At 75.2% G+C, this 14,270-nt stretch carries 13 protein-coding genes; 9 read left to right on the forward strand and 4 right to left on the reverse strand.

What is annotated here, in order from left to right:
- The first annotated feature begins 5 nt into the window (after window positions 1-5).
- Window positions 6-1,043, forward strand: coding sequence for an acyltransferase family protein (locus BJ968_RS00895; RefSeq protein ID WP_179748397.1), 1,038 nt, complete (start codon window positions 6-8; stop codon window positions 1,041-1,043).
- On the opposite strand, the gene arc is transcribed toward BJ968_RS00895, so the two are convergent.
- Window positions 1,040-2,725 carry a proteasome ATPase gene (gene arc, locus BJ968_RS00900; RefSeq protein ID WP_218884676.1) on the reverse strand — a complete coding sequence of 562 codons (1,686 nt, stop codon included), beginning with the start codon at window positions 2,723-2,725 and terminating at the stop codon, window positions 1,040-1,042. The two genes, BJ968_RS00895 and arc, sit on opposite strands and share 4 nt — an antisense overlap.
- A gap of 226 nt (window positions 2,726-2,951) precedes the next feature.
- On the opposite strand from arc, the gene BJ968_RS00905 reads away from it, so the two are divergent.
- The 4 genes from BJ968_RS00905 to BJ968_RS00920 all read left to right on the forward strand — a co-directional run bounded on the left by BJ968_RS00905 (window position 2,952) and on the right by BJ968_RS00920 (window position 7,354).
- Window positions 2,952-4,262 (forward strand): aminotransferase class V-fold PLP-dependent enzyme, encoded by a 1,311-nt coding sequence (locus BJ968_RS00905; protein ID WP_179748399.1) that lies wholly within the window; start codon window positions 2,952-2,954, stop codon window positions 4,260-4,262.
- An 83-nt stretch (window positions 4,263-4,345) separates the two neighbouring features.
- The gene (gene kynA, locus BJ968_RS00910) at window positions 4,346-5,173 is read left to right on the forward strand and encodes a tryptophan 2,3-dioxygenase (protein ID WP_179748402.1); all 828 of its coding nucleotides are present in this window, start codon (window positions 4,346-4,348) and stop codon (window positions 5,171-5,173) included.
- On the forward strand, window positions 5,170-6,249 hold the full coding sequence (locus BJ968_RS00915; protein WP_179748403.1) for an alpha/beta hydrolase fold domain-containing protein: 1,080 nt from the start codon (window positions 5,170-5,172) through the stop codon (window positions 6,247-6,249). The genes kynA and BJ968_RS00915 overlap by 4 nt, the downstream gene beginning before the upstream one ends.
- Window positions 6,250-6,304: 55 nt before the next feature.
- Complete coding sequence (locus BJ968_RS00920) at window positions 6,305-7,354, forward strand: YihY/virulence factor BrkB family protein (RefSeq protein WP_179748405.1); 1,050 nt, start codon at window positions 6,305-6,307, stop codon at window positions 7,352-7,354.
- Here the strand turns inward: BJ968_RS00920 and BJ968_RS00925 are convergent.
- On the reverse strand, window positions 7,265-8,251 hold the full coding sequence (locus BJ968_RS00925) for a bile acid:sodium symporter (protein ID WP_179748408.1): 987 nt from the start codon (window positions 8,249-8,251) through the stop codon (window positions 7,265-7,267). The genes BJ968_RS00920 and BJ968_RS00925 overlap by 90 nt on opposite strands.
- Window positions 8,252-8,329: 78 nt before the next feature.
- On the opposite strand from BJ968_RS00925, the gene BJ968_RS00930 reads away from it, so the two are divergent.
- The 3 genes from BJ968_RS00930 (at window position 8,330) to BJ968_RS00940 (ending at window position 11,044) form a co-directional block, all read left to right on the forward strand.
- A complete protein-coding gene (locus tag BJ968_RS00930) occupies window positions 8,330-9,169 on the forward strand; it encodes a rhodanese-like domain-containing protein (protein WP_179748410.1) in 840 nt (279 codons plus the stop codon).
- A 79-nt stretch (window positions 9,170-9,248) separates the two neighbouring features.
- The gene (locus BJ968_RS26210) at window positions 9,249-10,319 is read left to right on the forward strand and encodes a Gfo/Idh/MocA family protein (protein WP_179748412.1); all 1,071 of its coding nucleotides are present in this window, start codon (window positions 9,249-9,251) and stop codon (window positions 10,317-10,319) included.
- Complete coding sequence (locus BJ968_RS00940) at window positions 10,316-11,044, forward strand: ThuA domain-containing protein (protein ID WP_179748414.1); 729 nt, start codon at window positions 10,316-10,318, stop codon at window positions 11,042-11,044. The genes BJ968_RS26210 and BJ968_RS00940 overlap by 4 nt, the downstream gene beginning before the upstream one ends.
- Window positions 11,045-11,072: 28 nt before the next feature.
- Here the strand turns inward: BJ968_RS00940 and BJ968_RS00945 are convergent, their stop codons facing one another.
- Window positions 11,073-12,095 (reverse strand): class I SAM-dependent methyltransferase, encoded by a 1,023-nt coding sequence (locus BJ968_RS00945; protein ID WP_179748416.1) that lies wholly within the window; start codon window positions 12,093-12,095, stop codon window positions 11,073-11,075.
- Window positions 12,096-12,123: 28 nt separating this feature from the next.
- Window positions 12,124-13,260 (reverse strand): site-2 protease family protein, encoded by a 1,137-nt coding sequence (locus tag BJ968_RS00950; RefSeq protein ID WP_179748418.1) that lies wholly within the window; start codon window positions 13,258-13,260, stop codon window positions 12,124-12,126.
- A gap of 145 nt (window positions 13,261-13,405) precedes the next feature.
- Here BJ968_RS00950 and BJ968_RS00955 point away from each other — a divergent pair, with 145 nt between their 5' ends.
- Window positions 13,406-14,266 (forward strand): RecB family exonuclease, encoded by an 861-nt coding sequence (locus BJ968_RS00955; protein WP_343077737.1) that lies wholly within the window; start codon window positions 13,406-13,408, stop codon window positions 14,264-14,266.
- The last annotated feature ends 4 nt before the right edge of the window (window positions 14,267-14,270 follow it).

Here is a 14,270-nt window from a genome sequence, read left to right on the forward strand (position 1 = left end):
GCGCCGTGCCCACCACCACCCGCCTGACCTGGGTCGACACCGCACGCGGTGCCGCCATCGTGCTGGTCCTCGTCCACCACGCCGTCCTGTTCGCCACCGCCGAGGGGTTCGCCCACCACGGCTGGACCGCCCTGGACGAGACCCTCCGCCTGCTGCGGATGCCCCTGTTCTTCTTCCTGTCCGGCCTCCTCGCCGTCCGCGCCGTCCAGCGCCCCTGGCCCGAGCTGCTGCGCCGCCGCGTCAGCGGCGACCTGTGGGTCTACCTGCTGTGGGCCACCGCGGCCTTCGTCGTCTTCAGCCTCATCCCCTACGCCCGCGACGACCTGCCCACCGGCCCCCGCGGCTGGCTCGACCAGACCCTGCTGCTGCCCGGCAACGGCGCCTGGTACCTGCTGGCCCTGGCGCTGTACCTCACCGTCGGCCGCCTCACCCGCCGCGTGCCCACGGCCGTGCTGCTGCCGGTCGCCGCCGTCGTCTCCGCCGTCTTCGGCCCCGGGCCCCTCGTGCGGTACAGCTTCGTCTGGAACGACGTCCTGACCCTCTTCGTCTTCTTCGCCGCCGGCGTGCGCCTGCGCGGGCCCGCGCTGCGCGCCCTCACCCGCACCCCCGGCTGGCCCCTGGCCCTGGGCGCCACCGCCGCCGTCGGCGCCCTGGCCCTCGCCGTCACCGGGCTCAGCCTCGTCCAGGTCCCCGGCGTGCGCCTGCTCGTCGGCGCCGGGGCCGTCGTCGCCGGCGTCCTGCTCGCCGCCCGCCTGGCCGGGACCGCCCTCGGGCGCGCCCTCGCCGGCATCGGCGCCCGCACCCTGCCCGTCTACGTGACCCACGAGATCGTCCTGGGCGTCCTCGTCCTGGCCCTGGACCCCCTGGGCGACGTGCCGCTGCTCGACCTCACCGCCCCCGTGCTGCTCGTCGCCGCGGCGCTCGCGGTCTGCCTGCCGCTGCGCACGCCGCTGAGCCGCGTGCCGTGGGTCCTGCACGCACCGTGGGCCGCACCCCGCCAGCGCGAGGTGCGGCCCACGGAGGTGGCCGTGCAGCAGGTCTAGAGGTACTGGCCGGTGTTGGCGACCGTGTCGATCGAACGGCCCGCCTCGGTGCCCTTCTTGCCCTGCGTCAGGGTGCGGATGAAGACGATCCGCTCCCCCTTCTTGCCCGAGATCCGCGCCCAGTCGTCCGGGTTCGTGGTGTTCGGCAGGTCCTCGTTCTCCTTGAACTCGTCCACGCACGCGCTCATGAGGTGGTCCACCCGCAGACCCCGCTGGTCCGACGTCAGCAGGTCCTTGATGGCCATCTTCTTCGCGCGGTCGACGATGTTCTGGATCATCGCCCCGGAGTTGAAGTCCTTGTAGTACAGGACCTCCTTGTCGCCCCCGGCGTAGGTGACCTCGAGGAACTCGTTCTCCGGGGTCTCGGTGTACATGCGCTCCACCGTCGCCCGGATCATCTCGTCCACCGTCGTCTGCGGGTTGCCGCCGTTGACCGCGAGGTCGTCGGCGTGCAGCGGCAGGTCCGGCGTCAGGTACTTGCTGAAGATCTGCCCGGCGCTCTCGGCGTCGGGACGCTCGATCTTGATCTTCACGTCCAGCCGGCCCGGGCGCAGGATCGCCGGGTCGATCATGTCCTCGCGGTTGGAGGCGCCGATGACGATGACGTTCTCCAGCCGCTCCACCCCGTCCAGCTCGGACAGCAGCTGCGGCACGATCGTCGTCTCGACGTCGGAGGACACCCCCGAGCCGCGGGTGCGGAACAGCGACTCCATCTCGTCGAAGAAGACGACCACGGGCGTGCCCTGACCGGCCTTCTCCCGGGCCCGGGCGAAGATCAGCCGGATGTGGCGCTCGGTCTCCCCGACGTACTTGTTGAGCAGCTCAGGGCCCTTGATGTTGAGGAAGTAGCTCTTGGCCTGGGTCTCCCCGCGCAGCTCCGCGGCCTTCTTGGCCAGGGAGTTGGCCACGGCCTTGGCGATGAGCGTCTTGCCGCACCCGGGGGGGCCGTACAGCAGGATCCCCTTCGGCGGGCGCAGCCCGTGCTCGCGGAACAGGTCGGCGTGCAGGAACGGCAGCTCCACCGCGTCGCGGATGGCCTCGATCTGCGGCCCCAGGCCACCGATGTCCTCGTAGTCGATGTCCGGCACCTCCTCCAGGACCAGCTCCTCGACCTCGGCCTTGGGGATGCGCTCGAAGGCGAACCCCGAGCGGGTGTCGATCGTCAGGGAGTCGCCCACCCGCAGCGGGCCGTCCTCCAGCGGCCCGGCCAGGCGCACCACCCGTTCCTCGTCGGCGCGGGCCAGCACGAGCGCCCGCCCGTCCCCGAGGACCTCCTTGACCGTGGCCAGCTCGCCGGTGCGCTCGTAGTCGAAGGCCGCGACGACGTTCATCGCCTCGTTGACCATCACGTCCTGCCCCGGGCGCAGGGCCCGCAGGTCCACGGACGGGCTCACGGCCACCCGCATGCGGCGGCCGGCCGAGACGATGTCGGCGGTGCCCTCCTCCGTGCCCGCCTCCAGGAAGGTGGCGAACTGGGCCGGTGGCTGTCCGAGGCGGTCGACCTCGGCCTTGAGGGCGACGATCTGGTCCCGGGCCTCGCGCAGCGTCGTGGCCAGCCGGTCGTTCTGGGCGCTGACCTGGGCGAGTCGGGTCCGGGCTGCTCCGAGCTGCTCCTCGAGCGCGGCGAGGTGGCGGGCATCCCGCTCACCGCCGCCGCCGAAGCGGCGCTGGGGTTCCGTCATGGCGCATCTCCCCTCTGGGTGGTGCACTCGACACTAACCCGCGGTGCGGCGATCGCGCGGCGGATCCCCCCGGCGCGCCCCCCGGCGCGTCACCGCGCGTCACCACCCGTCACCCCGGGCCGGGCGGCGCGCGACCGCGGCCCGCCCCCGGCGGCGGCCCGGGATCCGCCACACTCTGAGCCGGAGGGAGCACCCCGCGACGACCCCCCCTCCCGAGGAGAGACCCGTGAGCACCACCCCCGACACGACCGGCCGCACCACCGGCCGCGCCGCCGAGCGCGCGCGGGAGCTGGACGCGGCCGACCCGCTGGCCCCCTTCCGCGACGAGTTCCTCCTCGACGCGAGCGCCGCGGGGGTCCCCGGGGTCGGTGCCTACCTCGACGGCAACTCCCTGGGCCGGCCGTTGCGGCGCACCGCCGCGGCGGTCGAGGCCTTCGTCCGCGGCGAGTGGGGCGGGCGGCTCATCCAGGGGTGGAGCCACGACGATCGGGTCGGGGACGGCGGCTGGATGGACTGGCCCACCGACCTGGGTGACCTGCTGGGCCGCGTCGCCCTCGGCGCCGGGCCCGGGCAGACCGTCGTGGCCGACTCCACGACCGTCCTGTTCTACAAGCTGGTGCGCGCCGCGGTGGACCACGGCCTGGCCGCCGGCCGCGACGAGGTCGTGGCCGACACCGACAACTTCCCCACCGACCGCTTCGTCCTGGAGGGCGTCGCCGCCGAGCGGGGGATCACGCTGCGCTGGATCGAGACCGACCCCGCCGCCGGGATCACCGCCGAGCAGGTCGCCGCCGCCGTCGGCCCCCGCACCGCGCTGGCGACCTTCAGCCACGTCGCCTACCGCTCCGGGCACTTGGCCGACGCGCGGGCCATCACCTCGGTCGTCCACGACGCCGGCGCGCTGGTCCTGTGGGACCTGTCCCACTCCGCCGGGTCCGTGCCGCTGGCCCTGGACGCCTGGGGCGTGGACCTGGCCGTGGGCTGCACGTACAAGTACCTCAACGGCGGCCCCGGGGCCCCCGCCTTCGCCTACCTCGCCCAGCGGCACCTGGGCGTGCTGCGCCAGCCGGTGCAGGGCTGGATGGGGCACGCCGACCCCTTCGCCATGGGCCGCGGCTACCAGCCCGACCCCGGGGTGCGGCAGCTGATCTCCGGGACGCCGCCCGTCGTGGGCATGGTCCCGGTGCGCGTGGGCCTGGAGCAGCTGGAGCGCGCCGGGATCGAGGCCGTCCGGGCCAAGTCGCTGCTGCTGACCCGCTTCGCCCTGGACCTGGCCGACGAGCTGCTGGCCCCCCTCGGGGTGCAGGTCGCCACCCCCCGCGAGGACGGCGCCCGCGGCGGCCACGTCACGCTGCGCGCCGGCACCAGCGGCGCGGACTTCCGCGAGGTCACCCGGCGGCTGTGGGCCGCCGGGGTGGTCCCCGACTTCCGCACCCCCGACGGCATCCGCCTCGGGCTGGCGCCGCTGTCGACCCGCTTCGCCGAGGTCGCCGACGGGGTCGCCGCGCTGGAGCGGGTCGTGCGGGGGGCCCGGTGAGCCGGGACGGCGGAACCCCCGCTGACACCTCTGCTGACACCCCCGCTGACACGCCCGCTGACACGCCCGCGAACACCCGCGCGGTGGAGGACGGGGTCGTCACCGACTTCACCCGCGAGATGTCCTACGGCGCCTACCTGCACCTGGACGAGCTGCTGTCGGCCCAGCACCCCCTGTCCGTGCCCGAGCACCACGACGAGCTCCTGTTCATCGTCCAGCACCAGACCTCCGAGCTGTGGCTCAAGCTCGTCCTGCACGAGCTGCGTTCGGCCGTGGCCGCCATCGCCGCCGACGACCTCAAGACGGCGCTGAAGAACATCGCCCGCGTCAAGCACATCCAGCGCACCCTCACCGAGCAGTGGTCGGTCCTGGCCACCCTGACACCCACCGAGTACGCCCAGTTCCGCGGGTTCCTGGCCAACTCCTCCGGCTTCCAGTCCCACCAGTACCGCGCCGTGGAGTTCGTCCTGGGCAACAAGAACGCGCGCATGCTCGACGTCTTCGCCCACGACGGGCCCCGCCACGCCGAGCTGGCCGCCCTGCTGCACGCCCCCAGCCTCTACGACGAGTTCCTGCGCTTCCTGGCCCGCCGCGGGCACGCCGTCCCCGCCGAGCTGCTGACGCGCGACGTCACGAAGGCCCACGTCCACACCCCCGCCCTCGTCCCCGTCTTCCGGCGCGTCTACGAGCACGCGCAGGAGTTCTGGACCGAGTACGAGGCCTGCGAGGAGCTGGTGGACCTGGAGGAGAACTTCCAGCTGTGGCGGTTCCGGCACCTGAAGACCGTCGAGCGCACCATCGGGTTCAAGCGCGGCACCGGCGGCTCCTCCGGCGTCGACTTCCTCGCCCGCGCGCTGGACCTGACGTTCTTCCCCGAGCTGTACGCCGTCCGCACGGAGATCGGCTCGTGAGCGTCCTGGCCCTGGCCGCCCCCGGCGTGGGCTCGCGCACCGAGCAGGAGCTCCTCGAGCGCGCCCTGGCCGCTCGCGGCCTCGAGGGCACCCTGGTCCGCACCGGCTCCCTGCGGGAGCTGCGCGCGGCCGCGGCCGGCGCCACCGGGGAGTTCCTGCTGCTCACCGGCGACGACACCCCCGTCGCGGACCTCCTGCCCGACCTGGCCGTCGACGTCGTCCGGGTCGACCTCGACGCCCGCGGGCCCGACCCCTCCCCGCGCGTGCGCCGCCACGTCCGCCACCGCGGCGCCGGCGGTCTGCGCTTCGCCGTCGACGACTGGTTCTTCCACCGCACCGCGCCGCCGCTGCGCGTCCCCTACGGGCCCCACCCCGACCAGTACGCCCACCTGCGCCTGCCCACCGGCGCCGGGCAGGGGCCGGTCCCCGTGGCCGTCCTGGTCCACGGCGGCTACTGGCGCTCGCGCTGGGAGAACGACCTCATGCACGCCGCGGCCGCCGACCTCACCGCGCGCGGCTGGGCGACGTGGAACCTGGAGTACCGCCGCCCCGACGTGCACGGCTGGGACGCCACCACCGCCGACGTCGCGGCCGGGTTCGGCGTCCTGGGGGCCGTGGACGCCGCCCTGGACCTGACCCGCGTCGTCACCCTGGGCCACTCCGCGGGCGGCCAGCTCGTGACCCGCCTCGCCGCGGACCTGGCCCTGTCGGCGGTCCGGCCCGCGCTGACGGTGTCCCTGGCCGGCGTGCTGGACCTGCGCTCGGCCCACGCCCGCGGGCTGTCCGAGCACGCCGTGGCCGCCGCGCTGGGCGGCACGCCGCAGGACCTGCCGGACGTCTACGCCGCCGCGTCCCCGCTGGAGCGGCTGCCGCTGGGGTCGCCGGTGGCCGTCGTGTGCTGCCGCGGCGACGACCCCGACCTGCTCGACGCCTCCCGCCGCTTCGCCGACGCCGCGGCCGCCGCGGGCGACGAGGTGCACGTGGTGGAGGAGGACGGGGACCACTTCTCCGTCATCGACCCCGCCTCGCCCGTGTGGTCGCGCGTCGTCGCCCTCCTGGCGGACGTGCGGGGCTGAGGGGCGGCCCGTACCCTCGTCCCGGCGTGCCGGTCGGAGCGGGGGGAAGAAGTCGATGTCGTGGGTCGCGCGGCTCGACCGGTTCCAGCGACGGCACCGGCTGGTCAGCTACCCGCTGGCCGTCGTCTACAAGTTCTTCGAGGACCAGGGCGCCTACCTGGCGGCCCTGGTCACCTACTACGGCCTGCTGAGCCTGGTGCCGCTGCTGCTGCTGCTGTCGACGGTCCTGGGGTACGTCCTGGCCGGCGACCCCGGCGCGCAGGACGCCATCGTGAACTCCGCCGCCGGGCAGATCCCGGTCATCGGCGACGAGATCGGGGACCCCGGCAAGCTCGGCGGGGGCGGGGCCGGGCTGGCCATCGGCATCGCCGGCGCGCTGTACGGCTCCCTCGGCGTCGGGCTGGCGGTCCAGAACGCCGTGAACGTCGCCTGGGGCATCCCCCGCAACGAGCGCCCGAACCCGTTCAAGTCCCGGCTGCGCAGCCTCCTGCTCATGGTCACGGCCGGGTTGTTCGTCGTGGGCACCACGGTGCTGAACATCGTCCTGGGCGACGTCATCGGCGGCGGCAGCGACACCCTGCTGCGGTGGCTCAGCCGGATCGGCTACACCGCGCTGGCGGCCGTGGGGTTCACCATGGCCTTCTGGCTCGCCGCCGCACACCGGCCGGCGTTCCGCACCGTCCTGCCCGGGGCGCTGACGATGGCCGTGGTGTGGCAGTTCCTGCAGCGGTTCGGCCAGAACCTGGTGGGCCTGGTCAGCGACCGCACCAGCGTCTCCAACCAGGTCTTCACCGCCATCCTGGGGCTCATCGCCTTCCTGTTCGTCACCTCCTGCTGCGTCGTGCTGTGCGTGGAGGCCGACGTGGTCCGCAGCCGCCGGCTGTTCCCCCGCGCCCTGCTCACCCCCTTCACCGACGCGGTCGAGCTCACCGACGGCGACCAGCGCGCCTACACCCGCATCGCGCAGGCCCAGCGGCACAAGGGGTTCGAGCGCGTCCACGTCGAGTTCGACGCCTCACCCCTGCAGCTGCGGCGCGCGGCCGAGGCGGGCGGCGAGGAAGGAGCAGACCGTGATCTGGAGCGGGTGGTAGAGGATGACCGGTAGCGCCACCAGCCCCACCGCGTGCGGGTCGAACAGCACCGTCGCCATCGGCAGCCCCGTCGCCAGCGACTTGTTCGAGCCGCAGAACGCGGTCGTCACCCGGGCGGGCCGCCCGGCCCGCCACAGCAGCGGCGCCCACCACGTCACCGCCAGCACCGCCGACAGCAGCACCGCCGCGCACAGCAGCACGACGGCCACCTCACCGGCACCCACCTCCCGCCAGACCCCCTGGCGCACACCGCGGCTGAACGCGGCGTAGACGACCGCGACGATCACGCCGCGGTCCAGCAGGGTCAGCGGCGCCCGGTGCGCCCGCACCCACGGGCCGACCCACCGGCCGGCCAGCAGACCGGCCAGGAACGGCACGAGCAGCTGCAGGACGATCCGGCCGACCGCCGCGCCGTCGGGGCCGGCTGCCGAGGACCCCAGCAGGAGCGCCGCCAGCACGGGCGTCAGGACGATCCCGGCCAGGTTCGAGGCGGTCGCGCCGACCACCGCGGCGGGCACGTCCCCACCGGCGGTGGCCGTGAACACCACGCAGGACTGCACGGTCGAGGGCAGCACCGCCAGGAACAGCACCCCCGCCACCAGCCCGCCGGCCAGGAACGGGGCCACGGCCAGGCTCAGCAGCAGCCCCAGGACGGGGAACAGCACGTACGTGGCCGCCGCGACCGACCCCTGCAGCCGCCAGTCGCGCAGTCCCGCGAGCGCCTCGGCCGGGGCCGTGCGCGCCCCGTAGACGAGGAACAGGGCGCCCACGCCGACGGTCGTGACCCACGACAGGGCCGCGGCCGGGGTCCCGCCGGCGGGCAGCACCGCGGCGAGCGCGACGGCGGCCAGGACGGCCACGACGAACGGCTCGACGCGGCGCAGGACGGGGACGCGGGACCAGCGCAGCACCCGGGGACGCTACCCCGGGCGCGCTGCACCCCGGTGGGGCCCGGCCGGGACCCGGCGCGCCGGTGGCACAGTGGCCCGGTGACCCTCGTCGACGCCGTGGCCCTGCAGCGCGAGCTCGCCGGCCCGAACCCGCCGGTCCTGCTGGACGTGCGGTGGTCCCTCACCGGTCCCGCCGGGGCGGGCGAGTACGCCCGCGGGCACCTGCCCGGCGCGGTCTTCGTCGACCTCGACACCGGGCTGTCGCGCCCCCGCGGCCCCGGCGAGGGCCGCCACCCGCTGCCGCACCCGGACGCGCTGCAGGAGGTGCTGCGCGCCGCGGGCGTGTCCACCGGCTCACCGGTGGTCCTGTACGACGCGGCGGACTCCACCAGCGCCGCGCGCGGCTGGTGGGTGCTGCGCTGGGCGGGCCTGCGCGACGTCCGCGTCCTCGACGGGGGCCTGGCCGCCTGGGTCGCGCGGGGCGGGGCCGTCAGCACCGACGTCCCGGCGCCGGGGGCCGGCGACGTCGTCGTGCGGGCCGGTGCGCTGCCGGTCCTCGACGCCGACGCCGTCGCCGCGCTGGCCCGCGACGGGCTCGTCCTGGACGTGCGCGCCCCCGCTCGGTACCGCGGTGAGACCGAACCGGTCGACCCCGTGGCCGGGCACGTCCCGGGTGCCGTGAACCACCCGACGACGGGCCACCTCACCCCCTCCGGGACGTTCCTGCCGCCCGCGCGGCTGCGCGCCGGGTTCGAGGAGCTGGGCGTGGGGCAGGGGCGGGGGACGGTCGGGGTGTACTGCGGCAGCGGCGTCACCGCCGCGCACACCCTGCTGGCCCTGGAGGTGGCCGGGTTCTCCGGCGTCCTGTACCCGGGGTCGTGGTCGGAGTGGGTCACCGACCCGGCGCGACCGGTCGCCACCGGGCCCGGACCGGGCTGAGCGACCCCGTCCGGCAACGATCCCGGACCGGGGGTGGCACCCCCTCCCCCGGCGTGCCCCGGCGTGTAGCGTCTCGACCGTGGTCGACGCTGACAGCACCCAGGACAAGGTCCGGATCATCCACGTCGGGCTCGGCGGCTGGGGGGGTGACTGGGAGAAGAACGCCATCCCCCCCGTGACCGAGGTCGAGCGGGTGGCCATCGTGGACGCCCACGAGCCGACGCTGCGCGCCGCGCAGAAGACCCTCGGCCTGCCCGACGAGGTCTGCTTCACCTCCCTGACCGAGGCCGCGAAGGCCGTCCCCGCCGAGGGCGTCGTCGTCACCGCCCCCATGACGTTCCACGTCCCGGTGGCGCTGGAGGCCCTCGACGCCGGCCTGCACGTGCTCGTCGAGAAACCCTTCGCCGGCACCGTCGCCGAGGCCCGCACGGCCGTCGAGCGCGCCGAGGAGCTCGGGCTGGTCCTGCAGGTCAGCCAGAACTACCGCTTCTACCCCGGCGCGCAGACCGCCCGCCGGCTCATCGCCGAGGGCGCCGTCGGGGACCTGTCGGTCGTCCACGTCGACTTCCGCCGCTGGGACCACGACGAGCCGGCCGGGACGTACCGGCACTACCAGTTCCCGCACCCGCTCATCTACGACATGGCGATCCACCACTTCGACCTGCTGCGCATGACGACCGGCCGCGAGGCCGTCAGCGTGTACGCCAAGGTCACCGACCCGCCGTGGAGCCGGTACACCGAGGAGGCCTCCGCCGTCCTCGTCGTCGAGCTCGAGGGCGGGCTGGTGTGCAGCTACCGCGGCAGCTGGGTCTCCCGCGCGCCGCAGACCGCCTGGGACGGCGAGTGGGTCTTCGACGGCGCCGACGGGTACCTCACCCTGACCGGCCGCGGCGACGACGGCCCCGCCGACGACGAGGTCCGCCTCGGCCTGCGCGGCAGGGCCGCCGAACCCGTGGAACTGCCGACGATGGAGCTGTGGGGCCGCTCGGCGGGCCTGCGGCAGTTCGCCCGCGCGGTCCGCGGCGGCGCGGCCCCCGACGTCACGGGCCGTTCCAACCTGGGCAGCGTGGCCCTCATGGAGGCCGCGGCGAGGTCCGCCGCCTCCGGGAGGGTCGAGCAGGTCGAGCGGACCGGGGGGACGAGCGCGTGAGGGTCCTGGTCTGGAACGAGGGCGTCCACGAGGCGAACAACCACCCGGCGGACATCGGCGAGTACTACCCCGAGGGCATGCACGGCGCCATCGCCGCCGGACTGCGCCGCCTGCTGCCCGACGCCGAGGTGTCGACCGCGACGCTCGCCGACCCCGAGCACGGCCTGACCGCCGAGGTCCTGGCCCGCACCGACGTCCTGCTGTGGTGGGGCCACGCCGCCCACGACCAGGTCGACGACGCCGTCGTCGCCCGCGTCGAGGAGCAGGTGCTCGGCGGGATGGGCCTGCTCGTCCTGCACTCGGGGCACTTCTCGAAGATCTTCCGCAAGCTGCTGGGCACCACCTGCTCCCTGGCCTGGCGCAACGAGGGCGAGCAGGAACTGGTGTGGACGGTCAAGCCGTCGCACCCCATCGCCGCCGGGATCCCGCACCCCCTGGTCATCCCGCGCCAGGAGATGTACGGGGAGCTGTTCGACATCCCCGACCCCGACGACCTGGTCTTCATCAGCTCCTTCGCCGGCGGTGAGGTGTTCCGCTCCGGCGTCACCTTCACCCGCGGCCGGGGGAGGATCTTCTACTTCTCCCCCGGCGACCAGGAGTACCCCGTCTACCAGCAGCCCGAGATCCAGCAGGTCCTGGCCAACGGGGTCCGCTGGGCCGCGCCCGGCCCCGGGGACCGCGCGGTCCCCGAGGTCAGCAACCCGCCCCGGCAGTGGCTCCTGTAGGGACCGCCGGACCGGCGTCCGGGACGGGTCAGTCGTCGGTCCCGGCCGAGGCCTGCGCACCCCGCGCGGCCTCCCGGGCCGCCCGGCGGACCTTGCGGTCGGAGATCGGTCGGTCGCCGTACTCGGTGCCCTCCACCACCTCCACCTCGGTGCCCTCGGCGCCCTCCCCGTCGGTCGGGTGAGCGCCGGGGGCCGGGCGGCGCTTGCGCAGCGGCGGCGCGTAGCCGTCGGCCAGCCGGCGGGAGGTGATGAGGAACCCGGTGTGCCCGATCATCCGGTGCTGCGGGCGCACCGCCAGCCCCTCCAGGTGCCAGCCGCGGACCATCGACTCCCACGCCTCCGGCTCGGTCCACCGGCCCGCCTCGCGCAACGCCTCCGCCACCCGGGACAGCTGGGTCGCCGTCGCCACGTAGCAGATGAGCACCCCGCCGGGAGCCAGGTGGTCGGCCACCGCGTCCAGGCACTCCCACGGCGCCAGCATGTCCAGCACCGCCCGGTCGGCCTGCAGCCCCGTCGAGGGCAGCGTCTGGACCAGGTCGCCGACCCGCAGCGTCCACGCCGGGTGCGGGCCGCCGAAGAACGTCTCGACGTTGCCGCGCGCCACGTCCGCGAAGTCGGCCCGCCGCTCGAAGGAGTGCACCTGCCCGCCGTCGCCCACGGCGCGCAGCAGCGACATCGTCAGCGCCCCCGACCCGACGCCGGCCTCGATGACCGTCGCCCCCGGGAAGACGTCGGCCATCTGCACGACCTGCCCGGCGTCCTTGGGGTACACCACGGCGGCACCGCGCGGCATGGACAGCACGAAGTCCGTCAGCAGCGGCCGCACCACCAGGTACTCCACCATCGCCGTGTTGACGATCGTCGTCCCGTCCGGGCGCCCGATGAGGTCGTCGTGCAGGAACTTGCCGCGGTGGGTGTGGAACTCCGCCCCGGCCGTCAGCGTGATGGTGTGCATCCGCCCCCGGGGGTCGGTCAGCTGCACCCGTTCCCCCTCGCGCAGGGGACCACGGCGGGTGTTCGCACCCGTCGGCGGGTGGGCAGGGTCGATCACGGGGAATCCTCTTCCAGTCGTCCGAAGGTCAGCGCGCGGTCACGGCCGCGATCACGTCACCGGTGTGCAGCAGGCCACGCACCCGCCCAGCAGTGTCCACCACGACGTGCTCCCCCGGACGCACCTGCACCGCCTGCAGCAGGTCCTCGCCGGCCAGGTCCTCCGGCAGCCACGAGCGCGGCGGCAGCGCCCGCGCCGTCGCCCCGGCCCCCAGCGACGTGCGCCGCTCCTCCGGGACCCGCCGCAGCGCGGCGGTGTCCACGACCGCCACCGGCACCCCGTCGTCGGTCACGAGCACGACCTCCAGGTCCCGCGCCGACCCCGCCGCGGCCCCCGCGTCGATCGCCGCCCGCGCCGAGCGGACGACCTCCTCCACGGTCGCCCGCGCGCTCACCCCGATCGCCGGCCGCTGCAGCGCGCGCGCCGACAGCGCCGGCACCCGCCGCTGCACGGTCGCCGACCGGAGCGCCTCCGAGGCCCCCTGCCACAGCAGCGCCCCGACCAGACCCGCCCACACGACGTCGGTGATCGACTGCTCCAGGCCCAGCAGGCGCGGCCCCAGCAGGCCCGCCGCGAAGACCACGACCGCCAGGACCCGCCCGACCCAGCCGGCCGCGACCGTCCCGGCCACCCGGTCCCCGCGGAGCTTCCAGACGATCGCCTCCAGCGCGTGCCCGCCGTCCAGCGGCAGGCCCGGCAGCAGGTTGAACACCGCCAGCAGCGCGTTCGACAGCGTCAGCGCCGCCAGCAGCAGGGCCAGCACCCCGCCCCCGTCCGGCGCCTCGCGCACCACGGCGCCGGCCCGCCAGGCCACGAGCGCGATGAGGGCGTTGACCACCGGGCCCACCACCGCGATCAGCAGGCTGCTGCCCGGGCCCGTGCGCCCCTCGTGGGAGGTGAACCCGCCCCAGACGTTGAGGACGATGCCGGTCACCCGCACGCCCGACCACCGCGCCGCCAGCGCGTGCGCGACCTCGTGCAGCAGCACCGAGACCAGCAGCAGCACCGCGTACCCGAACGCCACCGCGTACGACGCCGGACCCGGCACCCGGGACTGCACCGCGGGCGCGAAGACGACCACGATCAGCGCGGCGAACAGGAACCACGAGGGGGCCAGCACCAGCGGCACCCCGAACGGGCGCCCCAGCGGGATGCCGCCCCTCACGACGCTCCGCCGACGGGACCGCACCCCACCGGCCGGTGCACCGACCGACACGCCGAACGCCACGCCACCTGCATCCGCCGATCCTAGGCGGACCCCCCGCGGCGACCGTCCCGGGGACCACCCGAGCGCGCCGTACAGTGAACCGGTGACCGACGGCGCGCCACCGCTGCCCCCGCCCGCGGTGCGCCGGGCCCTGTCCCCCTCCCGCGCCGCCGACTTCACGCAGTGCCCGCTGCTGTACCGCTTCCGCACCATCGACCGGCTCCCCGAGGCCCCCAGCGCGGCCGCCGTGCGCGGCACCCTCGTCCACGCCGTCCTGGAGCACCTGTTCGACCTGCCCCCCGGCGAGCGCACCCCCGAGCGCGCCGCGGCCCTGCTCGAACCCCGCTGGCGGGCCCTGCTGGAGCGCGAACCCCAGCTGCACGCCCTCTTCGGCACCGACGCCGACCCCGACCCGCCGGCCCTGGCCGCCTGGCTCGCCGGCGCCCACCGGCTCCTGGAGCGCTACTTCCAGCTCGAGGACCCCACCCGCCTGGAACCGGCCGCGCGCGAGATGCGCGTGGAGGTCGACCTCGACGACGGCCTGCAGCTGCGCGGCATCGTCGACCGCCTCGACGTCGCCCCCGACGGCGCCATGCGCGTCGTCGACTACAAGACCGGCCGGGCCCCCTCCGAGGCCACCGCCGGGCGGGCCATGTTCCAGATGCGCTTCTACGCCCTCGTCCTGTGGCGCCTGCGCGGGCAGGTGCCGCGCCTGCTCCAGCTCGTCTACCTCGGCTCCGGCGACGTCGTGCGGTACGTCCCCGACGAGGGGGACCTGCTGGCCACCGAGCGCAAGGTCCGCGCCCTGTGGGAGGCCATCGAGCGCAACCACCGCACGGGCGAGTGGCCCGCCCGCCCCAGCCGCACGTGCACGTGGTGCGACCACAAGGCGCTGTGCCCCAGCTTCGGCGGCACGCCGCCCCCGCTGCCCACGCTGCCCACGCTGCCCACGGCCACCGGCTGAGGGC

The organism is Kineococcus aurantiacus (assembly GCF_013409345.1).
GTDB lineage: Bacteria > Actinomycetota > Actinomycetes > Actinomycetales > Kineococcaceae > Kineococcus > Kineococcus aurantiacus.